This window comes from Mycobacteriales bacterium (genome assembly GCA_036497565.1).
Classification (GTDB): domain Bacteria; phylum Actinomycetota; class Actinomycetes; order Mycobacteriales; family QHCD01; genus DASXJE01.
The window spans coordinates 1-23,855 of the sequence record DASXJE010000297.1 but is presented as its reverse complement, the minus strand read 5'-3'; the positions used below and the strand labels follow the sequence as shown (position 1 = coordinate 23,855).

At 71.5% G+C, this 23,855-nt stretch carries 20 protein-coding genes; 12 read left to right on the top strand and 8 right to left on the bottom strand.

Annotation, left to right across the window (positions count from 1 at the left end; genetic code table 11):
* Positions 1-146 precede the first annotated feature (146 nt).
* The 4 genes from VGH85_22935 to VGH85_22920 form a co-directional block, all read right to left on the bottom strand.
* A complete protein-coding gene (locus VGH85_22935) occupies positions 147-1,016 on the bottom strand; it encodes a hypothetical protein (protein ID HEY2176676.1) in 870 nt (289 codons plus the stop codon).
* 11 nt (positions 1,017-1,027) lie between these two features.
* Complete coding sequence (locus VGH85_22930) at positions 1,028-4,390, bottom strand: S8 family serine peptidase (GenBank protein HEY2176675.1); 3,363 nt, start codon at positions 4,388-4,390, stop codon at positions 1,028-1,030.
* A gap of 121 nt (positions 4,391-4,511) precedes the next feature.
* Positions 4,512-5,294: a 3-oxoacyl-ACP reductase FabG gene (gene fabG, locus VGH85_22925; GenBank protein HEY2176674.1), complete on the bottom strand. Its 783-nt coding sequence runs from the start codon at positions 5,292-5,294 to the stop codon at positions 4,512-4,514.
* Positions 5,295-5,321: 27 nt separating this feature from the next.
* A complete protein-coding gene (locus tag VGH85_22920) occupies positions 5,322-5,894 on the bottom strand; it encodes a YqgE/AlgH family protein (GenBank protein HEY2176673.1) in 573 nt (190 codons plus the stop codon).
* Positions 5,895-6,016: 122 nt separating this feature from the next.
* Here VGH85_22920 and VGH85_22915 point away from each other — a divergent pair, with 122 nt between their 5' ends.
* Positions 6,017-7,351, top strand: a complete 1,335-nt coding sequence (locus VGH85_22915) for an MFS transporter (protein ID HEY2176672.1) — start codon at positions 6,017-6,019, stop codon at positions 7,349-7,351.
* Here VGH85_22915 and VGH85_22910 read toward each other — a convergent pair.
* Entirely contained in the window at positions 7,284-8,135 is an 852-nt protein-coding gene (locus tag VGH85_22910; GenBank protein HEY2176671.1) for an endonuclease/exonuclease/phosphatase family protein, read from the bottom strand. The genes VGH85_22915 and VGH85_22910 overlap by 68 nt on opposite strands.
* Positions 8,136-8,168: 33 nt before the next feature.
* On the bottom strand, positions 8,169-9,599 hold the full coding sequence (locus VGH85_22905; protein ID HEY2176670.1) for a CCA tRNA nucleotidyltransferase: 1,431 nt from the start codon (positions 9,597-9,599) through the stop codon (positions 8,169-8,171).
* Between the two features lie 138 nt (positions 9,600-9,737).
* On the opposite strand from VGH85_22905, the gene VGH85_22900 reads away from it, so the two are divergent.
* The 9 genes from VGH85_22900 (at position 9,738) to VGH85_22860 (ending at position 19,866) form a co-directional block, all read left to right on the top strand.
* Positions 9,738-10,202, top strand: coding sequence for an NUDIX hydrolase (locus VGH85_22900; GenBank protein ID HEY2176669.1), 465 nt, complete (start codon positions 9,738-9,740; stop codon positions 10,200-10,202).
* Entirely contained in the window at positions 10,199-12,340 is a 2,142-nt protein-coding gene (locus VGH85_22895; GenBank protein ID HEY2176668.1) for a DUF6049 family protein, read from the top strand. Before VGH85_22900 ends, VGH85_22895 begins: the two co-directional genes overlap by 4 nt.
* Positions 12,337-14,067, top strand: coding sequence for a murein biosynthesis integral membrane protein MurJ (gene murJ / locus VGH85_22890; GenBank protein HEY2176667.1), 1,731 nt, complete (start codon positions 12,337-12,339; stop codon positions 14,065-14,067). The genes VGH85_22895 and murJ overlap by 4 nt, the downstream gene beginning before the upstream one ends.
* A 166-nt stretch (positions 14,068-14,233) precedes the next feature.
* Positions 14,234-15,670 (top strand): hypothetical protein, encoded by a 1,437-nt coding sequence (locus VGH85_22885; protein HEY2176666.1) that lies wholly within the window; start codon positions 14,234-14,236, stop codon positions 15,668-15,670.
* 59 nt (positions 15,671-15,729) lie between these two features.
* Complete coding sequence (sigM, locus tag VGH85_22880) at positions 15,730-16,326, top strand: RNA polymerase sigma factor SigM (GenBank protein ID HEY2176665.1); 597 nt, start codon at positions 15,730-15,732, stop codon at positions 16,324-16,326.
* Positions 16,326-17,150, top strand: coding sequence for a hypothetical protein (locus VGH85_22875; GenBank protein HEY2176664.1), 825 nt, complete (start codon positions 16,326-16,328; stop codon positions 17,148-17,150). Before sigM ends, VGH85_22875 begins: the two co-directional genes overlap by 1 nt.
* 123 nt (positions 17,151-17,273) lie before the next feature.
* Positions 17,274-18,242, top strand: coding sequence for a thioredoxin-disulfide reductase (gene trxB, locus VGH85_22870; protein HEY2176663.1), 969 nt, complete (start codon positions 17,274-17,276; stop codon positions 18,240-18,242).
* A gap of 52 nt (positions 18,243-18,294) precedes the next feature.
* Complete coding sequence (gene trxA, locus VGH85_22865) at positions 18,295-18,630, top strand: thioredoxin (GenBank protein ID HEY2176662.1); 336 nt, start codon at positions 18,295-18,297, stop codon at positions 18,628-18,630.
* A gap of 120 nt (positions 18,631-18,750) precedes the next feature.
* Positions 18,751-19,866, top strand: coding sequence for an N-acetylmuramoyl-L-alanine amidase (locus tag VGH85_22860; protein HEY2176661.1), 1,116 nt, complete (start codon positions 18,751-18,753; stop codon positions 19,864-19,866).
* 127 nt (positions 19,867-19,993) lie between these two features.
* Here VGH85_22860 and VGH85_22855 read toward each other — a convergent pair whose 3' ends face one another.
* Positions 19,994-20,611 carry a GNAT family N-acetyltransferase gene (locus tag VGH85_22855; protein ID HEY2176660.1) on the bottom strand — a complete coding sequence of 206 codons (618 nt, stop codon included), beginning with the start codon at positions 20,609-20,611 and terminating at the stop codon, positions 19,994-19,996.
* Positions 20,612-20,797: 186 nt separating this feature from the next.
* On the opposite strand from VGH85_22855, the gene VGH85_22850 reads away from it, so the two are divergent.
* Entirely contained in the window at positions 20,798-22,099 is a 1,302-nt protein-coding gene (locus VGH85_22850) for a PLP-dependent aminotransferase family protein (GenBank protein HEY2176659.1), read from the top strand.
* Positions 22,096-23,064 carry a D-alanine--D-alanine ligase gene (locus tag VGH85_22845; GenBank protein ID HEY2176658.1) on the top strand — a complete coding sequence of 323 codons (969 nt, stop codon included), beginning with the start codon at positions 22,096-22,098 and terminating at the stop codon, positions 23,062-23,064. The genes VGH85_22850 and VGH85_22845 overlap by 4 nt, the downstream gene beginning before the upstream one ends.
* On the opposite strand, the gene VGH85_22840 is transcribed toward VGH85_22845, so the two are convergent.
* Positions 23,061-23,543 carry a GNAT family N-acetyltransferase gene (locus tag VGH85_22840; GenBank protein HEY2176657.1) on the bottom strand — a complete coding sequence of 161 codons (483 nt, stop codon included), beginning with the start codon at positions 23,541-23,543 and terminating at the stop codon, positions 23,061-23,063. The two genes, VGH85_22845 and VGH85_22840, sit on opposite strands and share 4 nt — an antisense overlap.
* Positions 23,544-23,855: the final 312 nt, after the last annotated feature.

The window sequence follows — 23,855 nt, the reverse complement described above, 5'->3', positions numbered from 1 at the left end:
CTCCGAAGGTGGCGGCACCCCGAGCGAATCGATCAGCCTGTCCTACAACAGCCTGAAGTTCACCTACTGGCCGACGACCACGACCGGCGCCCAGGGCACGGCCGTGACCACCGGCTGGGACGCCTCGAAGAACACCCCGATCTAGCTCACCGCTGCCGGAAGATGCCCTTCGGGAAGGCGCCGGCCGCGAGCAGCTGACGGGACAGCGGCTTACCGAGCTCGATCAACCGCTCCACGCCGGGCGCACCGAGGTGCGCCCACGGACCGCGGGCCAGGACGTCGGTCTCCTGTTCGATGTCGGCGCGCAGGGCGCTGCCCAGCTCGGTGAGTTCGTCGTCCTCGTCGAGCAGCCCGCGGCGGCGCAGACCCTCGGCCGCACCGGACCAGTCCTCGTCGGACCAGCCGCGGAGCTTTTTCGCCGCGGGTACGAAGAACCCCCGACCGGTCGCGGTATGCGTGATGAGGGCTTCCAAGCCGGTCAGGCCGTGGCGGAGCAGCGACGCGATGTGGCCGTCGCCGCGGTGTTCGCGCAGCAGGGTGACGGCGTGCCAGAGCACAAGATGCGGCTCTTTCGGCCAGTCCAGATCGGCGTGGGCGGCGTAGAGCGGCCGGCCCTCCGGGCGGCATCCCTCGGCCGCGACCCGGGTCAGCTCGGCCGCCTCGGCCAGCTCCGCCGAGGCGATGGTGTCGTCGCCGAACAACCGACGCAGGGCCGTGTCGGCGGTCCGCACCCGGGCGGCCAGGATCTCGTCGGGGCGCGCCAGGGTCCAGGCCCGCGGGATGTGCCGGGCGATCAGCGCCGGATTGAAGTTGTAGAACGTGGCGACCACGACACCCGGACCGACCTCGCCCATGGGCGCGGCGCGGCTGGCGAAGTAGGCCATCCGACCGGGCTCCAGCCCGATCCGGCTGAACTCTTCGTCGGCCTCAGGCACGAAGTAGACCAGCGAGTGGACCACTTCCGATGCCCGGTGGGCTCGGGACGCTTCACCGTCGGGAAGTTCGGAGTTAGTCATCCCCCCGGACGTTATCCGATCTTGTAGGTGTAGGGGATGCCGGCCAGTTCGTCACCCGCCGTGGTGAAGGTGCTGAAGTCGTCGACGAAGAGGGTGCCGCGGACGATGGTTCCCTTCGGCCCCTTCGGCGTAATGGTCACGCCGATCGTGGCGCTCTTGCCCGGCCGGATCGTGACCGGAGTGGTGGGCGGCGGCGACGCATGGATGCTGCGGAGCCAGACGTCGCCGGTGGTGGACGTGACCGCCGGGTCGAACGGCCGGGCATTGACCTCGGCGCTGAAGCTCACCGTTCCCGGCAATGCAGTCGGGGTGAACGGGCCGAGCTCACCGGCGAGCGTGATCCACGCTCCCGGCGCGACCATTGCCGCGCGCACCGAAGCGGTCGAAGTGTTTCCGACCGACGGGCCGACCACCTCCGGGTTACCGGAATTGGCCTGCAGGTCCGTCTGCACCGGCAACGTTGCCGCAGCGGTCGCCACCAGCGTGTTGGCCTCGGTGGGCACGAGCCAGGCTGGCCTCACGTCCGCGGACATCGGCAGCGCGATGCCGTTGGCCTTGCTCAAGGGCGCCAGCGCCAGCATCTGCGTGCCGGCGCCACGAGCGTCGACGAAGAACTTCTCCGCGGTGTTGCCGGTGTTGGTCACCCGCACGGTCGCCATCCGCTTCTTCCCGGCGGGGAGCACGGTGGTCGGACTCCGGGGCACGCCCGAACTGGTGACGTCGACCAAGTTGTAGCGCAACCGTCCCGAGAAGGGTTGCGAGGTACTCGTCCCTTCGATCGGGTTCAGCACCGCCAGGGCGAACTCCCATCGGCCGGCCTGCGGCGCACGCCGGAAGATCTGCAGCGTGCGGCCGACGACCGTGTTGCCCTGACTGTCGAGGGTGGCGTTGCTCTGTGCTCCCAGCGCCTGCCCCTCCGGGCTGATCAGATATCCGATCGCTACCTGGTCGGGCGCGGGCAGTGCCATGTTGATGCCCAGGTCCTTCTGACCGGGCGGGACGTTGAACATGAAGGTCTGGGTCTGGCCGGGGAAGCCGCGCCCGTTGCCACCGGTGAGGGTGCCGCTGAGGGTGCCGCCGGCGGAACTGGTCGAGATCAGGCTGCGCAGGGTCAGCGGTACCGACTCGGTCTGACTGAACCCCGAGCTCAGCTGGACCGACGCGCTCAGGTCACCGGGCTTTGCCGGGGTCACGACCCGGACGTTGAAGGTCCCGGACCGACCCGGTGCGAGGGTGAGGGTCGACGGACTCACGGCGCCGAATCCGACGTAGTCGCTGGTGGTGAAGTCGAAGTGCACCGGCCCGTTGAAGTTGTCCACCGGGTTGGCCGCAATCACGGCCGTCCAGGTCCCGCCCACCGGGGCGTGCACGTCGACATGGCCGTAGTTGCCGGTGCCCTGCGGGATCGAATAGGCCTGGTAGGTGCCGAGCGGGTCGATCAGGATGATGCGGGTGAGGGTGTCGGCCGGCTGCGGGGCGGCGATCGCCGCATCGAGCCGGTCCGTCCCCGCCGGCACATGGAAGGTCTTGGTGACGTAACTGCGCACGCCACCGAACTGGTCGATGTACGTCTTCGTCATCGGGCTCGTGGTGTTGAGGGTGACGGTGCCGCGCTGGTCGGTGACGACCCGGCCGAGCGTCCGCCCCGCGGCGGACACCGTCTGGGTGATGCCGCCGACGTTGGTCACCTTCAGCGGCAGGGTCTGCGCCGTTCCCGGACGGCCGGACGCGGTCAGCTGGGTCGGCCCGACGAGCAGCCCCGACCCGGTGGGGTGCGGGGAGCCGTTCGCGTCCTGGATCGACTGCGCGGCGCGCACCGCCGCCAGCGAGTTCAGCAGTCCCGCACCCTGCTCGCCACTGGGGTGGCTCAGGTCGGTCGCAGTGCTGGTGAGGATCTGCTTGACCAGGGCCGGGCTGGGGTGCGCGCCACCGTGGGTCGCGGCGTAAGCCTGGATCACCAGCGCCGCCGCCCCGGCCGTCAGGGGCGACGACTGGCTGGTCCCGCCGAAGTCCTGGATCTGGGCCGGATCTCCCTTGTTGTCGACACACTCCTGGTAGATCGCCGGCTTCGGCGAGCAGAGCGCCCAGCCGAGGTCACCCGGAGCCACCAGGTCCGGCGTGCGGCCGTCCTGGGTGATCCCTCCGGAGCTGAGCGAGGAGATGTTGTTGCTCGCGAAGGTGCCCTTGGACAGGCCGAAGCCGTAGGCCGTCTGCTGCGCGTAGGACCGGAAGCTGGTCGTCGCGCCCGCGCTGATGACCTTCGGGTCGCTGGACGGCGAGCCGATCGTGTTGGTCGTGCCGGCGTCACCGGTGCTCGAGACCACCACGACCCCGGCGGCCACGGCCGCATCATTGACGAGGCTGACCGGGTCGGTGCTGTTGTCGGGGAACGGGTTGCCGCCGAACGACTCGTTCATCACGTCGACGTTGGCCGTGGTGACGCCGTAGTCGATGGCCTGCAGGATCGTCGAGGTCGGCGTCGAGTTCGAGGCGCCGAACGCCTTCAGCCCCACGAGCGACGCCCCCGGCGCCATCCCGCGCACCGTGATCGTGCAGCCCTTGGGGATCGGGTGCGCCGGGTTGGCGAAGGTCGACAGATCGTAGGTACGGCGACCCTGGGCGGCGATCGAGCTGGCGTCACCGAACGCCTCGGCACCGAGGGTGGGAGCGTTGATGCCGTCGCCGGAGAAGTCCTGGTAGTCGACGAAGACGTGTTGGCCGTTGGGCCGGATGAAGTCCGGGTTGTTGATGTCGATTCCGTCGGCGATCCAGCCGACCTTGACCCCGCGCCCGGTGACGATGTTCTGGGCCTGCGGGGCGTTGGGGTCGGTGAAGGCGGTCTTCGTCAGCTGCAGCGCCTCCGGCTCGAGCAGCGGCTTGGCCGGATTGCTCGGGCAGACGCCCTTCGGCGGGAACGTCTGGGCGCTGGCCTTCCCGGAGCTCTGCTCGCGGACCGGGGCCGGACCCTTGATCTGCAGGTCGGGAACGACCGCCGCGACGGTCGGGTCGGCGCGCAGGTGCGCGACGTCCGCGCTCGGCACGGTCGCCGCGAAGCCGTTCAGCAGGGTGTAGGACTTGACTCGGCTGGCGTGGACCTGAGCGACCTCCCGGAGCAGCGGCGCCTGGTCACTGCGCACGACGCTGCGCCGGGTCGACATGGCCGACCGCTGCGCGAGGTCGCGGTGCTGGTTCTTCAGCAGCACGATGACCGCTTGCGACTTTCCCTGCGAGAGCGCGGAGACCTGTGTCTGCGACAGCGGGGCTACGGCGGCCGACGCCGTACCGCTCGCGGCGACCGTTCCGACGACGCCGAACGCGCCGACGGTCAGTGCCGCAGTGAGAAGGGAAAGTTGTGAGCGGATGTGACGACGCATCGCCGGCCCCCTGAGGCACGTAGCCCGGCACCCGAATCGGGGTACCGGGCGCACACTCGCAGGCGCGACGGCCTATTGGCAAGGACCGAATGGTTGCAGCTGCATCTCGGATTCGGCCGGGTCAGCGTTTACGCAGTCGCAGCGACTGCCAACTGCCGTCGGCGTTCCACCCGCCGTCCACCGACAGCGTCGCGCCGTTGACGAAACCGCTCGTCGCGGGGTCGGCGAGAAAGGCCACCGCCTGGGCGATGTCGTCGGGCGAGGCGAACCGGCCGGCCGGAACGTGCTCGATGATGTCCGCGTCGACGTAACCCCCGCCGGCCTGATCGGCGGCGTCCATCTCGGTCTTCACCCAGCCCGGGCAGACGGCGTTGACGCGCACCCCGCGCCCGCCCCACTCGACGGCAAGCGTCCGCGTCAACCCGATCAACCCGTGCTTGCTCGCGTTGTACGCCACCCGGTCGCCGACGCCGCGCAGCCCGGCGATCGAGGCGATGTTGACGATCGAACCACTGCCGGCGGCGAGCATCTCGACACCGAAGCCGCGGGAGAGCAGGAACGGTCCGGTGAGGTTGACGTCGAGGGTCCGCCGCCACTGTTCGCTCGTGGTCTGCTCGGCCGGGGCGATCATGCTGATGCCGGCGTTGTTGACCAGGGTGTCGACCTGGCCCAGCGTGCCGAGGACGCTCGCGATCACCCGCTCGACCTCGGCGTCATCACTGATGTCGGCCACCACAGGCAGCGCCTCGACACCCGCGGAGCGCACCGCCTCCGCCGTCGCGTCCGCGGGCTGGAGGTCGACCAGCGCGACGGCGTAGCCGCGGCCGGCCAACTCCTCGGACACCCGGCGCCCGATGCCCTGCGCGGCTCCGGTGACGACGGCGACCTGCTGCTCGTGCGGCATCGGACCACCCTAGAGAGGGCGGGCCGCTCAGTTCAGCGTCGGGTTGTCGGGGAAGGTGGCGAGCAGCGCCAGCCGGCCGCCCTGGCGGCGCAGCACGTGGTGCCACAGATCGAGGTTCGGATCGGCGAAGACGTCGCCGGCGTGCCCGGCGACCACCAGCCAGGCACCCTCGTCGATCTCGTCGGCCAGCTGCTGCGCTCCCCAGCCCGCGTAGCCGACGAAGACCCGCAACCCGGACACCAACGGTTGCAGGCCGTCGGGATCGCCGTCGAGATCGGTCAGGCCGACCTGGCCCGACACGGTCGTCCAGCCGGCCGGACTGGCTCCCGGCCGGGCCTGGGCGAGACACAGGGCCGCGTTGGACTCGACCGGTCCCCCCACGAAGAGCGTGCCCGGGCCGGTGGCCACCTCTCCCCACTGCGGGAGTACGTCGCGCAGCGGAACATCGCTAGGCCGATTGAGGATCACTCCGGTAGTGCCTTCGCCACGGTGGTCGATCACGAAGATCACGGCGCGCGCGAAGTTGGGGTCGCGCAGCGTAGGCGACGCGACCAGCAGCGTGCCGGGCTCGATCCCGGCGTCGGGACGCAGCGCAGTCATCGTGATCCCGATCCTGCCGCACCCGGGGGCGCCCTGCGACGAGAACTCTCCGGAGACCTGGTTGTCCACAACCTCCAGGTGTGCTTAAGCGCGAGTGCACGTAGCCTGACCTCGTGCGAGCAATGGTGTCCCATCGCAGCCCCGAGGGCGCTGCCGGTCACCTCTCCCACAGCCAGCATCTGCGACCGCTGCTGCGCAGCCGCGACTTCACCCGGCTCTTCGCCACCCGGCTGACCAGCCAGTGCGCCGACGGGATCTTCCAGGCGAGCCTGGCCGGTGCGGTGCTCTTCAACCCCGAGCGGCACACCGATCCCACCCAGGTGGCCGCCGGATTCGCCGTACTCCTGTTGCCTTACTCGCTCGTTGGGCCGTTCGCCGGAGTGCTGCTCGACCGGTGGAGTCGCCAGCGGGTGCTCTTCGTCGCCAACCTCGTGCGCTGCCTGCTGGTGGCCCTGGCGGCCGGCACGGTCGCCGCCGGGATGACCGGGCCGCTCTTCTACGGCACCGCGCTCGCCACGATCTCGGTCAACCGGTTCTTCCTCGCCGGGCTATCCGCGGCCCTGCCGCACGTGGTCACCGACGACCAACTGGTCACGGCCAACGCGGTGTCGACGACGCTCGGCGCGATCGCCACGGTCACCGGCGGCGGGATCGCGCTCCTTGTCCGGGCCGTCACCGGCACCGGCAATCACGGCTACGCCGCCGTCGCGCTCTTCTCCGCGGTCTTCTATGCCGCCTCGGCGCTGACCGCCCGACGCTTCCCGCGCGACCGGCTGGGTCCGGACGCGCATGAGATCGCCGACCGGGAGACGCTGCGCGACGTCTGGGACGGTCTGGTGCTCGGTGCCAAGCACATCGCGGCGCGCCGGCCGGCGAAATACGCGCTGGCCGCGATCGCCGCGCACCGCTTCTTCTACGGCATCTCGACCATCGCCACGCTGCTGCTCTACCGCAACTACTTCCACGACGACGGCGTGCTCCGGGTCGGGTTGGCCGGGCTCGCCCAGCTCATCGCGGTCGGCGCGATCGGTTCGCTGGTGGCCGCGTTCGTGACGCCGGCGGCGACCCGACGGATGGGGAAGCCGGCCTGGATCACCGTGCTGCTCGGTGTGGCCGGGCTGGTGCAGGTGTCCCTGGGCACGCCCTACAGCCTTCCGGCGTTGATCCCGGCCGCGTTCTTCCTCGGGATGGTCGCCCAGGGGATCAAGATCAGCGTCGACACCACCGTGCAGGAGAGCATCGACGACGAGTTCCGCGGCCGGGTCTTCTCGGTCTACGACACGTTGTTCAACGTCACCTTCGTCGCGGCCGCCGCGGTCGCGGCGATGACCTTGCCCCTCACCGGCAAGTCCTACCCGATGATCGCGGTGGTCACCGCGGGTTACCTGCTTACGGCTGCGGCGTACGCGGCAGCGACGGCGCACCGCGGTCGGCTGGTGCTTCGAGCCGCAAGCTGACCTCCACCGGCACGTGGTCCGACGGCCACTCGGCGGCGCGGTGGTGATCGCAGATCCCGGCCGACTCGACGGCGATCGGGCCGCGCACCAGGACCCAATCGATCCGGGTGCCCCCGGCCTGCGGCGCCGACCATCCGCCGTAGGTGCCGACGTCGGGCGCCGGTCGCTCGGTCACCGTCCAGGAGTCGGCCAGCCCGGCGCTGCGGGTCAACACCCGGTAGGGCCCGCTCTGATCGGTGGCCGGGCAGTTGAAGTCGCCGGAGACCACGATCGGCAGGTCCTCGGGGAAGCCGCCGAGCCGACGGGCGATCAGCCACGCGCCGAGCCGGCGGGCCCGCGCGGACTCGTGATCGAGGTGGGTGTTGAGCCAGAGCAGCTCCTGGCGCGCGCCGGTGTCCGGGTCGCGCATGGCGAACCGCACCCAGGTGGCCATCCGGACGCTGCGGTTGCCCCACCACCACGTGCGTGAGCCGACCCGATCGGGCGTCGCGGAGAGCCAGAAGTGGTCGAAGTCCAGCGGCTCGAGCAGCGCCGTGTCGTAGGCGATCGCACAGAATTCGCCCCGCCCGCCGCCCTCCCGCCCCTGCCCGATCCAGTCGTAGCCCGGCCCGATGTCGGACATGATCTCGCGCAGCTGCCCGTAGTGGCCCTCCTGGGTGGCGAGCACGTGCGGCCTCGTCCGGCGCAGCAGGCCGGCCATCAGGGACCGCCGGCCCGGCCAGGCGTTCGGCGGGTCGTCGCTCGGGAACTTCACGTTGTAGGTCATGCCGCGCAGCAGCACCACGCGTTCATCCTCTCCACGACGGGTCGGGTCTACTCACGACTGCTCCGCCGACGTGCTGTCGTCGGCCGCCGCCCACGCCCGCAGCTCCTCGACGGCCCGGTCGTGCCCGAGCGGACCGTGCTCCATGCGCAGCGCGAGCAGGTGCCGGTAGGCCCGGCCGACCACCGGACCGGCCTTGACCCCCAGCACCGACATGATCTCGTTGCCGTCGAGATCCGGCCGGATCCGATCCAGCTCCTCCTGCTCGCGCAGCGTGGCGATCCGATCCTCGAGCGCGTCGTAGGAACGGGCCAGCGCGTCGGCCCGGCGGCGGTTGCGGGTGGTGGAGTCGGAGCGGACCAGCTTGTGCAGCCGCGGCAACAGCTCGCCGGCGTCGGTCACGTAGCGGCGTACCGCCGAATCGGTCCACTCGCCGCGCCCGTAGCCGTGGAAGCGGAGGTGCAGGAAGACCAGCCGTGCGACGTCCTCGACGATCTCCTTCGGGTACCTCAGCGCGCGCAGCCGCTTGCGGGCCAGCTTGGCGCCGACGACCTCGTGATGGTGGAACGAGACCCCGCCGCCGGGCAGGTGCCGCCGGGTCGCGGGCTTGCCGATGTCGTGCAGCAGCGCAGCGAGGCGCAGCACCAGATCCGGTCCGTCGTCCTCCAGCGCGACGGCCTTGTCGAAGACCGTCAGGGTGTGCGCGTAGACGTCCTTGTGCTGGTGGTGCTCGTCGATCTCCATCCGCAGCGCCGGCAGTTCCGGCAGTACGACGTCGGCGAGCCCGGTGGCGACGAGCAGCTCGAGCCCGGCCCGGGCGCGCTCGCCGAGAATCAGCTTGGTGAGCTCGCCCTGCACGCGCTCGGGGGCGATCCGGGCCAGCTGCCCGGCCATCTCCCGCATCGCCGCGACCACCTCGGGCGCCGGCGTGAAGCCGAGGGTGGCAGCGAAACGCGCGGCCCGCAGCATCCGCAGCGGGTCGTCGGCGAAGGACTCCTCCGCCGTCCCCGGAGTCCGCAGAGTCCGGTTCGCGAGATCGGCCTGCCCGTCGAAGGGGTCGACGAATTGGTGCTCCGGGACGGACACGGCCATCGCGTTGACCCGGAAATCGCGCCGGACCAGGTCGTCGATCAACGACTCGCCGTAGACGACCTCGGGATGGCGTCCGACCCGGTCGTAGCGATCTGCCCGGTAGGTCGTGATCTCCAGCCGGAGCCCGTCCTTGGCCAGGCCCACCGTCCCGAAGTCGATCCCCGTGGTCCAGGTGGCCTCCGCCCATCCCTCGACGAGCGCGAGGACCTCCTCCGGCCGCGCGTCGGTGGCGAAATCGAGGTCGGCGCCGAGCCGCTCCAGCAGCGCGTCCCGGACCGACCCGCCGACCAGGTAAAGCTCGTGACCGGCCCCAGCCATGCGGCGCCCCAGCTCGTCGGCGACCGGAAAGACACGGAAGAGCTCAGCAACGGCTCGTTGCTGGGCGACCGACAGGCTTGGGGACACGACGGGAAAGCCTAACGGGCCGGGCGGGCGGTCCCGACCAAGATCGCCCGCGTGCGGCACCGGATCGACGGTGCAGCAGGCGCCCGACTGAATCTCCGGCGGCCGGGGCCCGACTACGATCGGGGCATGTCCCGACCCCAGTCGCGGCGGCCGCGATTGCCGACGGTCGCCGAGACTTCGGCCGGCGGCCTGGTCGTCGACCGCGTCGACGGCGCGCCGCGCGGCGCGCTGATCGGGCGCCGGGACCGTCGGGGACGGCTGCTCTGGTCGCTGCCCAAGGGGCACATCGAGGGCGGCGAGAGCGCGCGTGAAGCGGCTATCCGCGAGGTTGCCGAGGAGACCGGAATCACCGGATCGATCCTCGACGAGCTCGGCGTGATCGACTTCTGGTTCATCGCCGACGGGCGACGGATCCACAAGACGGTGCACCATTTCCTGCTGGTCGCCCAGAGCGGGGAACTCTCCGACGCCGACATCGAGGTGGCCGACGTCGCCTGGGTTCCGCTGGCGGAGGCCTCGGCGCGACTGGCTTACGACGACGAGCGCGAGCTGGTGTCCCGGGCCGCCGGCCTGCTCGCCCGCCCCGCGTGAGCGCGCTCCGCCGGCGGCTGTCCGCCGCGCTCACCGTCGCCGGTGTGGTCCTCACGGTCGCCACCGGGATCGGTCCGGCTCCCGCGCCGGCCGACGCGGCACAGCCGATCGCGACGACCGCCCAGATCAAGATCACGGTGTCGCAGCTGACGCCGACCGTGATCCGGCCCAAATCGATGATCACGGTGTCGGGCACCCTCACCAACACCACGCACCAGACGTTGGCCAAGCCGTCGGTCCGGTTGCAGGCCGGACCGGCGCTCACCAGCCGCTCGGAGTTGCAGGCGGCCGACACGATCCCGCCGACCAGCGACGCCGCGACCTGCGAGTTCGGCAAGCCGCTGGCCGGCCTCGCCCCGGCCGTCACCGTCTCGTTCACGACCCGGTGCTCGGCAAAGACACTCGGACTCACGACCCAGCTCGGCGTCTACCCGCTGCTGGTCAACGTCAACGCGATCCAGGCCGACGGCACGCACGCCCGGGTCGGGCAGGCCAACACCTTCCTCCCGTACTTCCCCCGGCGGCCGCACGCACCGACGCAGGTCTCCTGGATCTGGCCGATCATCGACCATCCGCACCGGCTGAGCTCCGGGGTCTTCCGCGACGACCTGCTGAGCAAATCGCTCGCCGCGACCGGCCGGCTCGGCCGGGCCGTGCAGATCGCCCTCGACGCCCCTACGAAGGTCGCGCTCACGGTGGCGATCGACCCGGCGGTGGTCGCCGACGCCGTAGGGATGACCGACCCCCGCGGCTACCGCGTCCAACGCGGGTCATCGACGGTCCGGGGCAAGGGCGGGCCAATCGCCACCGACTGGTTGACCCGGCTGCGCACGCTCGTGCACCGCCCCAACGTCACCGTCGTCACCGTGCCCTATGCCGATCCCGACCTCGTGGCCCTCACCCGGGCCGGCCTCACCTCGGAGCTCTCGACCGGTTACGTCCAGGGGACGACGATCCTCACCAATGACCTCGGCGTCCGCGACACGGCGCCGATCGCCTACCCACCGGCGGGCGAACTCGACGATGCGACGCTCTATGCGCTGGCCGGTCTGCGGCTGTCCGCCGCCGTACTCTCACCCGATGCGCTTCCCGCCGTCGACACGGTCAACCCGACCCCGGACGCGATCGCGGCCCTCCCGGCGCAGGGTGCCAGCATGCTCGGGCTGGTGACCGATCCCTCGCTCAGCGCCCTGGTCAACCGGCCGGTGCCGACCGACGGGCACCGCCTCGCCGACCAGCGATTCCTCGCCGAACTCGCGATGATCACCGCCGAGGCCCCCAACACCCCCCGGCACGTGCTGATCGCCCCGCCGCGGCGGTGGAATCCCTCGCCGATCTCCAGCGCCATGCTGGCCGACACGTCCGGCGTGCCGTGGTCGACCTCCTCGTCCGCGCAGGAGCTGCTCGCCGCACCGACGGCGACGCGGCGGGGGGCACTGTCCTATCCCGGCTCAGCGGGGCACGCGGAGCTCTCGCCGGACACCACGGCCCGGATCGCCCATGCCGCCCGGCTGATCGACGGCTTCCGCAGCACCGTCAACAACCGGGACGCCGACACGCTGCTCACGCCGTACTACGAAGCGGTGCTGCGGGCCGGCTCGTCGGCGTGGCGCGGCAATCCCGATCAGCAGGCGCCATTCCTCGACGACCTCGTCTTCAGCGTCGGACAGCTCCGCCGTCAGGTGCACCTCGTCGTCCCGGCGACCAGTACCTACAGTCTTGCGTCGTCGAGCAGTCCGTTGGTGCTGACGGTCGCCAACACGCTCCCGGTGACGGTGGGCGTCCGCGTCTCCGTGACCGCCCGCGGTACGTCGGGCTTCCACACCGACCCCATGGACGTGCAGTCCATCGCGCCGCGTTCGCGTCGCACCATCAAGGTGCCCGCGCACGTGGAACGGTCCGGTGAGTTCACGGTGATCGCGGCTCTCACCACCCCGAAGGGGCAGCCGCTCGGTCAGCCGGTCGAGCTCCGGCTGCGCAGCACCGCCTACGGCGTGGTCGCGCTGAGCATCACCGGCGGCGCGCTGGCTCTGCTCCTCTTCATGGTCGCCCTCCGGCTGATCCGCCGGATACGCCGACCGCGGCATCCGACTCCGCCCGACCCGGCGGACCGTCCGATGCAGCCGACCGCTTCATGAGCGGGGCCGGACCGGCCCATCGCGCCCGGTCCCCGCGGCACCGGGCCGGTTCCCCGCCGCCGGGCGACCCACCCCAGGGTCCGGTCACGCCCCCGCCCGCGGGGAGGCCTGGGCAGCGGCCGGAACCGAGCCTCGGCCGGTCCAGCCGGATCATGGCGATCGCGAGCGCCACCTCACGGGCCACCGGTTTCCTGCGCAGCATCGTGATCACGGCGGCCATCGGCCTCGGCGCGATCGGCGACGCCTACAGCACCGCCAACAACCTGCCGAACATCGTCTACGAACTCCTGATCGGCGGCGTACTCACCTCGGTGATCGTGCCGCTGCTCGTACACGCGCAGCACCACGACGAAGACGGCGGCGAGGCCTACGCCCAACGCCTGGTGTCGTTGGCGGTCCTGGTGCTCACCGCCGCCACCGTGGTTGCGGTGATCGGGGCGCCACTGCTGACTGCGCTCTACGGCATCAACGGCGACGACACGAGCAAGATCGCGCTGGCCAACCTGCTGGCCCGGCTGCTGCTGCCGCAGATGATCTTCTACGGCCTCGGGGCGATGCTCGGGGCAATCCTCAATACGCGCGCCGTCTACGGACCGCCGGCCTGGGCGCCGGTGCTCAACAACATCATCGTGATCGCCACCGCCGGCGTGTTCCTGATCATGCCCGGCCCGAAGACCCTCGACGTCAACACGATCACCCTGGCCCAGGTGCTTGTACTCGGCATCGGCACCACGCTGGGGATCGTCGCCCAGAGCGTCGCCCTGATCCCCGCCGCGCGCCGGGTCGGCTTCCGGTGGAAGTGGCGGTTCGACGTCCGCGGGGTCGGGCTGCGCGAAGCCGGGACCCTCTCGCTGTGGGTCATCGGCTACGTCATCGTGAGCCAGCTCGGCTACGCCGTGATCACCCGGCTCGCCAACGCCGCCGGCGACGAGTCCGGGATCGGTTACGCCGTCTACGTCCAGGCCAGCCTGCTGTTCCAGACGCCGTACGGGATCGCCGGCGTCGCGCTGCTCACCGCGCTGCTGCCCAGGATGAGCCGGGCGGCGGCGCAGGGCGACACCGACCGGGTGGTGTCCGACTTCTCCTTGGGCAGCAGGCTGAACGCGCTCGCCCTGATGCCGGTCACCGCCGCCTTCATCGTGCTGGGCCCCGCGCTGACCACGGTGATCTTCGCCTACGGCAACGCGTCGTTCCACAGCGCGCACGAGACCGGCGTGGTGCTGGCGTGGGCGGCGTTCGGCCTGCTGCCGTTCGCGATCACGATGCTGCAGCTGCGGGCCTTCTACGCCGTGAAGGACGCCCGCACCCCCACCCTGATCAACGCGGCGATGGTCGTGATCCGGGTGATCCTCGCGGTGCTGGTGCCGGTGCTGCTGCCGGCCCGCGACGTGGTCACCGGGCTGGCGGTCGTGAACAGCCTGTCGTTCGTGATCGGGGCGGTCATCGGGGAGGTCCTGCTGCGGACCAGGTTCGGCCGCCTGGAGACCAGACGGATGCTGCGGACCACCTCGCGGCTCGCCATCGCGTCGGCAATCGGCGGGCTCGCCGCCTGGGGCGTGCTCGTCGCGGTCACCGGCGCCCTCGGGTCCGGCCGGCTGGGCTCGGCCATGGCGGTGCTCGGCGGCTCGCTGCTCGGCGGGTTGATCGCCCTGATCGTCGGACTGCGGCTGCACATCGAGGAACTCGCCATGGCCGTGGGCGGCGTCCGGCGCCGCATCGCCCGCTGAGGCCGGGAGCAACGACGCATCTCACCTTTCGCCAGCCACACCGGCCCCAACTGCGTCATGCTCTGTGGGTACCGGTGTCCGTACTCATGTGAATGGACAGGACGGACCGCGCTTCCGGTACGACACGGGGCTCGGGGGGCGGCGCGATGAGCGACATGGCTGACGCATGAGCACGGAGATAGCGACCGCGGTCGGCGTACCCAATCCGCTCGGCACCCGATATGAGCTCGTTGACCAGATACCGTCCGACCCGGCTGCGGTCCGGGTGACCGCCTGGCGCGCCTACGACACGCTGCTGCACCGGCAGGTGCGCCTGGACGTGCACCGGCCGGGTGGGGTCGCGGCCCGCGACTTCCTCGACTCCGCGCTCGCCGCGGGGATCGTCACCCATCCGTCGCTGGCGAGCGTCTTGGACGTCGAGGACGAGGGCGAGCAGGCCTTCGTCGTCAGCGCCTGGGTCGAGGGCACCTCGCTGGCCCGCATCCTCGACGACGGCCCGCTCGACGCCGACGCGGCCGCCGCACTGATCGCCGAGGTCGCCGCCGGCGTGGCCGCCGCGCATCGGGCCGGTACGGCGGTGGGCGCGCTCCGACCCGCCCACGTGATCGTGACACCGAGCGGCACCGTCACCGTGGCGCGCACCGCCGCACCCCGGGCCACCGCATCCGGCGACCTCACCGCCCTCGGCGCCCTGCTCTACGCCGCGCTCACCGCCCGGTGGCCGCTCACCGCGGGCGGCGATCGACTTCAGGCCGCGCCCACCAGTAACGGTCGGCTGTGCAGCCCGCGTCAGCTGCGGGCCGGCGTACCCACCGACCTGTCGACGCTGGCGATGCGGGCCATGCAGCCCGGCGGACCGGGCGTGGTGCGCAGTGCCGACGCCCTGGCCACGGTGCTCGCGGCCCGCCCGGCGCCAACCCGTGAGCCGATGCCCTTCGACGACGACGCCGACCCGGATGCCGACACCGGAGCCCCGGCCGAGCGGTCCCGGCTGGCCGGCATCGGGACGCCGCTCGCCGGCGTGCTCGCGATCGGGCTGATCGCATGGCTGATCGTCAGTGTCGTCGCAGCGACCCAGGACCCCCAGGGCAGTGGCCTGCGCGCCGCGTCCGCGGACGGGCAGGGCACCGCGCGGCTGGCGGGCGTGGCCACGCACCCGATGCCGGTGCGCTCGGTGACCGGCTACGACCCCTACTACGCGCCGCCCGGCGCGGAGAATCCCGGCCAGGCCGGGCGCGCCGACGACGGCAGTCCGGCGACGGCCTGGCGGACCCTCGAATACCGCGGCGCACCGACCTTCGGTCACCTCAAGCCGGGCAGCGGCCTGGTCTTCGATCTCGGCAGGCCGACCGCGGTCCGCGCCGTGCGCATCCAGACCCCGACCCCCGGCATCGGCCTGAAGGTCCTCACCGGCGACCGACCGGACGGCGCGCTGTCGAGCTACCGCGTGGTCGCGGCCCGCAGCCACGCCGGCGCGACGGTCACCCTGCACCTGACGGCGACCGGCCGCAGCCGTTACTGGGTGGTGTGGCTGACCTCGCTCACCCCGACGGCCAACGGGCAGTACCAGGGCGGGCTCGGCGAAGTCACCTTCCTGCAGTAGCTGGGTCAGGCGGTTGAGGGCCGCTTTCGGGCTGCACCGGTCGGGCTATCCTCGCGCGGATGGGCGAGGCCGGTGAACGCAGCGACGCCGAGTTGCTGCGGGCGCACGCCGACGGCGACCGCGACGCGTTCGAGGTCCTGATCCGACGGCACCGGGACCGCCTCTGGGCGGTCGCGCTGCGCACGATGCGCGATCCGGAGGAGGCCGCCGACGCCCTGCAGGACGCGATGATCTCGGCGTTCAGGGCGGCCGGATCGTTCCGGGCCGAGTCGGCGGTCACCACCTGGCTGCACCGGATCGTCGTCAACGCCTGCCTCGACCGGATCCGGCGGCGGACCGCCCGGCCGACCGTCGCCCTGTCCGAGCAGACCGCCGAGCCGGCCGACCACCGGGACCGCATCGCCGAGCGGGAGACCGCGCTTACCGTCGAGGCGGCCCTGGCGCAGCTGCCGGTCGAGCAGCGTGCGGCGATCGTGCTGGTCGACGTCGAGGGCTACCCGGTCGCCGAGTGCGCGGCGATCCTGGGTGTCGCCGAGGGGACGGTGAAGAGCCGGTGCGCCCGCGGCCGGGCCCGGCTCGCGGTCATCCTCGGCGGCGAGCGGAACCCCGGCCCGCCCGGTTCCGTCCCATCGGAGACCAGCGTGGAGGAGGGGTGATGGCCGAGGACGGCCCGGTGCCGGCCCGGCACACCCACGGGCACCCCGACGTCGAGACGCTCGCCGCGCTCGACGCGGATGCGCTCGAGCCTTCGGCGGTCGACGACGTCCGCGACCACGTCGACGGCTGCGCGCAGTGCCAGCGCACCCTCGCCGAGTTGCGCGACGTCCGGTCCCAGCTCGCCGCGCTGCCGGCGCCGCAGCTCCCCGCGCAGGTCGCGGACCGGATCGATACGGCGTTGCGCGAGGTCGCGGCGGGCGGAACACCCGCCGCCGCGTCCAGCGCGGTGACCCAGCTCAACGAGCAGCGGGCTCGACGCACCCGCCGCAACCGTTGGGCCGGACTCGCGGCCGCCGCGCTCGCGGTGATCGCCGCCGGCGCGGCCGGTTTCGCGATCTCCCAGTCGAGCAACGGCGGGTCCGCGGGTTCGAGCGTCGCGGTGTCCGGCGGTCAGGCGACGAAGAAGGCACCGGCCCACAGCCGGGTCGGCGCGCCGGAGCGCCGTACCGCCGGCCCGGGCGCGGTCGGGGCGGGGCCGGACTACACCGCGGGCAGCCTCGCGGCCGCCATCCCGTCCATCGTGCGCGGCGGCGGCGTCGCCGGGGCGATGAGCGACCCCGATCGGCGGGCCGGCTGCGCTCGGGCCCTCGTCGGGGCCGGACACCCGCCGCTGGCGGTGACCAGCGCCCGGTTCGAGGGCCGCGTTGGCTATGTCTTCGTGTTCCCGACCGGCGTTGCGCACCGCGCCGACGTCTACGTCGTGGGACCAGGCTGCTCCGCCGGCGACGCACAACGGCGATTCCGGACGAGTGCCGCGTATTGACCCGTATGGCGCGTGTGCCGCCCCCCGGGCGGGGAATGTCCCACCCGTAGGATCCGTTGGCGCGGTGACGGGTCAGATCGACTACCCGCCCGCTAGACAGCCGTCGAAGAAAGGCAGTGTGGCGTGACCACCGACGAGGTACGCAACGTCATCATCATCGGATCCGGGCCGGCCGGCTATACCGCCGCGCTGTACGCCGCCCGGGCCAATCTGGCGCCGCTCGTCTTCGAGGGCAGCCAGTACGGCGGCGCGTTGATGACCACCACCGAGGTGGAGAACTACCCCGGCTTCGCCGAGGCCGTCATGGGCCCGGAGCTGATGGAGACGATGCGCGCGCAGGCCGAGCGGTTCGGCGCCGAGCTCAACCCGTCCGACGTCACCGGCGTCGACCTGTCCGGCGCGGTCAAAACCGTGACCGTGGGAAACGACACCTTCCGGGCCCGCACCGTCATCCTCGCCACCGGGTCGGCGTACCGCTATCTCGGACTCGCGACTGAGAAGCAGCTGCTCGGCCATGGTGTGTCGGCGTGTGCGACCTGTGACGGCTTCTTCTTCCGCGACCAGGACATCGCCGTCATCGGTGGTGGTGACACCGCGATGGAGGAGGCGACGTTCCTGAGCCGCTTCGCCCGCAGCGTCACTATCATCCACCGCCGCGACACCCTGCGCGCCAGCAAGATCATGCAGGACCGCGCGTTCGCCGACGAGAAGATCAAGTTCATCTGGGACACCGAGGTGGTCGAGGTCCTCGGCGGCGACGCGGTGACCGGCCTGCGGCTGCGCAACCGGCAGGGCGAAGACTCCGTCCTCGACGTGAGCGGCATGTTCGTCGCGATCGGCCACGACCCGCGCACCGACCTGGTCCGCGGCAAGGTCGCCCTCGACGACGCCGGATACATCCTGGTCGACGCTCCGTCGACCCGCACCGACGTCGACGGGGTCTTCGCGGCCGGCGACGTCGTCGACCACACCTACCGACAGGCGATCACCGCCGCGGGCACCGGATGTTCCGCGGCACTGGACGCCGAACGCTGGCTGGCCGACCACGCCGAGGCGGGCGAACCCGCACAGTCGGCCGCCACGGTGAGCTGACACCACACTTTCCGACCGCACCGACGACCACCCTCTAAGGAGACAGGCCCACATGGGAGACAACAACAACACCAAGAAGGTCACCGACCAGAGCTTCGCGACCGACGTCCTGGGCAGTGACAAGCCGGTACTGGTGGACTTCTGGGCGGAATGGTGCGGTCCGTGCAAGATGATCGCGCCGGTGCTCGAGGAGATCGCGGCCGAGCACGCCGCCGAGCTCACGATCGCCAAGCTCAACATCGACGAGAACCCGCAGACGGCCCGCGACTACCAGGTGATGTCCATCCCGACGATGGCCGTCTTCTCCGGTGGCAAGATCGTCAAGACGATCGTCGGCGCCAAGCCGAAGTCCGCTCTGCTCTCCGACCTCGCCGACTACCTCAGCTAGTCCGGCCCGGCGCGAGAGTCCGCCGCCGACATTGGGCACAATAGGCCGGTCGGCCGTGGGCTGACCGGCGGTGCGCGGGCTCTCGCGCCGTCGTCCGAGCTCCACGACGCGAGGTAGTTGATGCAACCCATCCGCCAAGGCGACACCGGGCCCGCGGTCGCCGAGGTGCGGGAAGCACTGGTCGCCCTGGGCCTGCTCGGCCGGGCCGACCCCGGTCAGGCGGCGGAGGTCTACGACCACAGCTGCGACCTGGCCGTCCGGGAGTTTCAGCAGCACCGCGGGCTCACTGTCGACGGCACCGTCGGCGCCGAGACCTACCGCGCGATCACCGAGGCGCGCTGGCGGCTCGGCGACCGGGTCCTGTGGTTCGCGGTCGCACACCCGATGGTCGGCGACGACGTCGCCGGGTTGCAGGAGCGGCTGCTCGAGCTCGGCTACAACACCGGCCGGGCCGACGGCGTGTTCGGCGTACAGACCGAGGCGTCGCTGCGCGGCTTCCAGCGCGACTACGGGTTGCGGGTCGACGGCACCTGCGGGCCCGCCACGCTGCGGGCCCTGCGCCAGCTCGGCCGCAAGGTCGTCGGCGGCCGTCCCCAGCTGCTCCGCGAGACCACCGCTCTCGTCAACGCCGGCCCGCGCCTGATCGGCAAGCGGGTCGTCGTCGATCCCGGCCACGGCGGCGACGAGCCAGGCACCGTCTCACACGGACTGACCGAGGGCGAGATCGTGTGGGACCTGGCCGTGCGGCTCGAGGGTCGCCTAGCCGCCGCCGGCGTCACTGCCGATCTGACCCGCGGCCGGCAGCGCTGCCCGAGCGACAGCGAACGCGCCGCCTTCGCCAACGCGACCGATGCCGACCTCGTCGTCTCGCTGCACGTCGACGGCGCCCCGTCGCCGCTGGCCGGCGGGATGGCGACGTACCACTTCGGCACCGGGTCGGGACTGACCTCGACCGTCGGCGAACAGCTCGCCGGGCTGGTACAACGCGAAATCGTGGCCCGCACCGGCCTGCTCGACTGCCGCACCCACGCCAAGACCTGGGAACTGCTGCGGATGACCCGCATGCCGGCGATCCGGCTCGAGGTCGGCTACCTGTCCAACGCCGACGACCGGGCCCAGCTGGCCGATCCGGCGTTCCGCGACACCGTCGCCGAGGCGATCCTGGTCGGCGTACAGCGGCTCTACCTCCCCGCCGACGCCGATCCCCCCACCGGCACGTACCGCATCCCCGTCTGACCTGGTGGTGCGCGCTGGGCCGGACAAAACCCACTAGTAGTGGGTTTTGGTCCACGACACGCCGTGCGGGACGTACATAACCCACTAGTAGTGGGTTTTGTCCGCGGCGGCGCGGCGCGACCGCCGATCAGCTGGGGCGCAGAGCGACGTCGCGGCTGATCGTGCCGAGCAGCTTCTCCAGCGCGTACTCCATGTCCTCGCGCCACGAGACCGCGCTCTTGGTTTCCAGCCGGAGCCGCGGGAAGCGCGGATGCGGTCGCACCGTCTTGAACCCGATCGCCAGCAGGTAGTCGGCCGGCAGCACGCACGCCGGCCCGTCCCAGTGCAGGTCGCCGAAGGCCTCGACGGCACGGATGTTGCGCCGGGTGAGGTCCTTGACCACCGCCTGGACGAGCATCCGGCCGAGCCCGCCGCCGGCGAACTCCGGGATCACCGACGCCGTCATCAGCAGTACGGCGTCCGCGCTCACCGGGCTGGACGGGAAGGCGATCGACCGTGGCACCGAGCCGGGCGGGGCGTAGTAGACGAAGCCGGCCGGTACGCCGTCGACGTAGGCGATCTTCCCGCAGCTCCCCCACTCCAGGAGCACCGAGGAGACCCACGCCTCCTTCTCCAGGCCGGTCCCGCCGACCGACTCGGCCCGCTCCCGTTCGCCGGGGTCGAGCTCCCAGAACACGCAGCGGCGGCAGCGCGGAGGTAGGTCGTCCAGGTTGTCGAGGGTGATGCTCGCCAGCCGCCGAGACACGGGTGCGCGACGCCTCCTCCGGCCGGGACGGGCCGCGGCGCAGCACTCCGGGCCACGGGCCGACTCGATCGTACGGCGCTCCCGGCGGCGCCGGTAGGCGTCGGCCGGTAAACTCAGCCGGTCGCCCGAATGTCGGAAACGGGGCGATGCGCACGACACCGGGGGCCAAACGGAACGAGGAGCACCGTGAGCGGCGACACGCTCGACCCGTACTCGAATCGCTATGCGTCACGCACGCACGGCATGACGGTGTCGGAGATCCGAGCTCTCTTCGCGGTCGCCAACCGCCCCGAGATCGTCTCCTTGGCCGGCGGAATGCCTTACACCGCGGCGCTTCCGCTCGACGTCGTCGGCTCGATGCTCGGCGACCTGGTCGCCCGCGACGGCGCCCGCGCGCTGCAGTACGGCCCCGGCCAGGGTGACCAGCGGCTGCGCGAGCGGATCTGCGACGTGATGGCGCTCGAGGGCATCAGCGCGTCGGCCGAGGACGTCACCGTCACGGTCGGCTCGCAGCAGGGCCTCGACCTGATCAGCCGCATCTTCCTCGACCCCGGCGACACCGTCCTGGCCGAGGGTCCGTCCTACGTCGGGGCGCTCGGCGCCTTCTCGGCGGCGCAGGCCCGGGTCGTGCACGTGCCGATGGACGCCGACGGTCTCATCCCGGAGGCGCTCGGAACGGCGCTGGACCGGCTCGCCGCCGAAGGTCGGCAGGCGAAATTCCTCTATACCGTACCTAACTACCACAATCCGGCTGGTGTGACGCTCTCCGCGGAGCGCCGGGTCCAGGTGCTCGAACTCTGCGAACGGCACGACGTCCTGGTCCTCGAGGACAACCCCTACGGCCTGCTCGGCTTCGACGACGTCACCCACCCCGCACTGCGCTCGCTCGCCCCGCACCGGGTCATCTATCTCGGCTCGTTCTCCAAGACCTTCGCCGCCGGGGTCCGGGTCGGCTGGGCTCTCGCCCCGCCGGCGGTCCGGCAGAAGCTCGTGCTGCTCGCGGAGGCCGCCGTACTCTGCCCGCCGAGCATCACCCAGTTCGCGGTGGCCGAATACCTCGACACCCACCCGTGGCAGGAGCAGATCAAGGTCTTCCGAGAGCTCTACCGCGAGCGCCGCGACGCGATGCTCGACGCCCTCGACGCGCTGATGCCCCCGGGCTGCCGGTGGACCAAGCCGACCGGTGGGTTCTACGTCTGGCTGACCCTGCCCGACGGCCTCGACGCCAAGGTCATGCAGCCCAGGGCGATCCACGGGCGGGTCGCCTACGTGCCGGGCGTCGGTTTCTACGCCGATGGCGACGGCCGCGCGGACATGCGGCTGTCCTACTGTTTCCCCGAACCGGATCGCATCCGCGAAGGCGTACGCCGCCTCGCCGGCGTCGTCGAGGAGGAGATCGACCTGCGCCACACGTTCTTCACCAAGCCCGGCCGGCGGCCACGCATACCCGGGCACCTCGGTGATTCGCCGGGGCCGGATGTGACATGACCGGCCGCGACCAGCAGGCCGTCGTCCTGGCCGGCGGGTTGACCTACGAACGTGAGGTGTCGCTGTCGTCCGGACACCGGGTCGCCGACGCGCTGCGCTCGGCGGGTGTCGACGCGGTGGTGCTCGACGCCGACGCGGGACTGCTCGACCGGTTGTCCGCCGACGCACCGGCCGCGGTCTTCATCGCGTTGCACGGCAGCGGCGGTGAGGACGGCGCGCTGCGCAGCGTGCTCGACCTGATCGGGACGCCTTACGTCGGCACCGGCGCGGCCGCCTGTCGCACCGCCTGGGACAAGCCGAGCGCGAAGGCCGTCGTCCGCTCCGCCGGGTTGAGCACGCCTGACTGGGTGGCGCTGCCGCACGCGACGTTCCGCGAGCTCGGCGCCGCCGAGGTCCTCGATCGCCTCGTGGCGCGGTTCGGGATGCCGGTCATGCTCAAGCCGGCGCAGGGCGGGTCGGCGCTCGGCGCGATCCGGGTGTCGGAGGTGGAGGATCTGCCGGCCGCGATGGTGGGCTGCTTCGCCTACGGCGGCACGGTCCTCGTCGAGCCCTACGTCGACGGCACCGAGGTCGCGGTCTCGGTCATCGACGACGGTTCGGGACCGCAGGCGCTGCCGGCGGTCGAGATCGTGCCGTCGACCGGCGTCTTCGACTACGCCGCGCGCTACACGTCCGGCATGACGACCTATCACACACCCGCGCGACTCGGCGCCGACGTCGCCCAGCGGGTCGCCGACGTCGCCGTCACCGCTCATCGCACGCTCGGGCTGCGGGATCTGTCCCGGGTCGACGCGATCATCACCGCCGACGGCCAGGTCGAGTTCCTCGAGGTCAATGTCGCGCCCGGGATGACCGAGACGAGCCTGCTGCCGATGGCCGTCGCCGCAACCGGTCACGACCTCGGCGCGGTCTGCGCCGGCATGCTGCGCCGGGCGGCCGAGCGCAGCGCCGCCGTCGCCCGCTAAAGCTTCTTGTAGTACCGGACCAGCGGCAGGCCGACGAAGCCGGCCTTCTCATACGTACGCCGCGCCGGTGCGTGTCCCGGGTCGCCGCCTGTTCCGACGACGGCCAAGGTGACTCCGGCGGCGCGCAGGTGCTCGACCGCGAGGTCCGTCAACGCCGTACCGATTCCGGCGCGCTGACTGTCCGGATCGACGGCGAGCATCTCGATCTCCCCGCTGTGCGCAACGCTGTCGACGTAGACGGCCGCGAATCCGACCGGGCGGCCGTCGATGTCGGCGACCCACACGGTCGCCTTCTCGTCCCGGCAGACCGCCTCGACGCCCTCGGCCTGGCTGGTCAGCCAGTCCGGGTAGAGCCGCTGGTAGACGGTCGACCCCAGGACCCGCTCGAACGATGCGAACACCGGTGCCCACGACCGCAGGGAAAACTCGACGACAGTGGCTACGTCGTCCGGGGTCAGCAGCCGGATCGTGAAGTCCATCCGCGTAGCCTGTCACACCGGCCGGATATCGGCCTGTCCGGAAAGCGGTTGCCGACCGTCGCCTTTGTCCACTGTGGACAGCGCTACTTCGCTTATGTGGCAGGCGAATCGGCGACCGGCCGCTCTGCCCCGGCGAGGCTACTCCCCGGCGTAGGACGAGTCGTGCGAGTGCTCGGAGTCCGCGGCCCACTGATCCCGCTCTTCACCGTCGTGGTGATGCGGCTGCTCGCCCTGGTCACCCTGGGCGTCGCCGGTGACGTCGACGTCGGACACGTCGGACACCTCGCCGGAGTCGTCGATGACCACCGGTTC

Bases quoted from the DNA above. Each gene is read 5' to 3' on its own strand.
- VGH85_22935 (HEY2176676.1), bottom strand. From the start codon at position 1,016: ATGACTAACTCCGAACTTCCCGACGGTGAAGCGTCCCGAGCCCACCGG.
- VGH85_22930 (HEY2176675.1), bottom strand. From the start codon at position 4,390: ATGCGTCGTCACATCCGCTCACAACTTTCCCTTCTCACTGCGGCACTG.
- fabG (HEY2176674.1), bottom strand. From the start codon at position 5,294: ATGCCGCACGAGCAGCAGGTCGCCGTCGTCACCGGAGCCGCGCAGGGC.
- VGH85_22920 (HEY2176673.1), bottom strand. From the start codon at position 5,894: ATGACTGCGCTGCGTCCCGACGCCGGGATCGAGCCCGGCACGCTGCTG.
- VGH85_22915 (HEY2176672.1), top strand. From the start codon at position 6,017: ATGGTGTCCCATCGCAGCCCCGAGGGCGCTGCCGGTCACCTCTCCCAC.
- VGH85_22900 (HEY2176669.1), top strand. From the start codon at position 9,738: ATGTCCCGACCCCAGTCGCGGCGGCCGCGATTGCCGACGGTCGCCGAG.
- murJ (HEY2176667.1), top strand. From the start codon at position 12,337: ATGAGCGGGGCCGGACCGGCCCATCGCGCCCGGTCCCCGCGGCACCGG.
- VGH85_22885 (HEY2176666.1), top strand. From the start codon at position 14,234: ATGAGCACGGAGATAGCGACCGCGGTCGGCGTACCCAATCCGCTCGGC.
- sigM (HEY2176665.1), top strand. From the start codon at position 15,730: ATGGGCGAGGCCGGTGAACGCAGCGACGCCGAGTTGCTGCGGGCGCAC.
- VGH85_22875 (HEY2176664.1), top strand. From the start codon at position 16,326: ATGGCCGAGGACGGCCCGGTGCCGGCCCGGCACACCCACGGGCACCCC.
- trxA (HEY2176662.1), top strand. From the start codon at position 18,295: ATGGGAGACAACAACAACACCAAGAAGGTCACCGACCAGAGCTTCGCG.
- VGH85_22860 (HEY2176661.1), top strand. From the start codon at position 18,751: ATGCAACCCATCCGCCAAGGCGACACCGGGCCCGCGGTCGCCGAGGTG.
- VGH85_22845 (HEY2176658.1), top strand. From the start codon at position 22,096: ATGACCGGCCGCGACCAGCAGGCCGTCGTCCTGGCCGGCGGGTTGACC.
- VGH85_22840 (HEY2176657.1), bottom strand. From the start codon at position 23,543: ATGGACTTCACGATCCGGCTGCTGACCCCGGACGACGTAGCCACTGTC.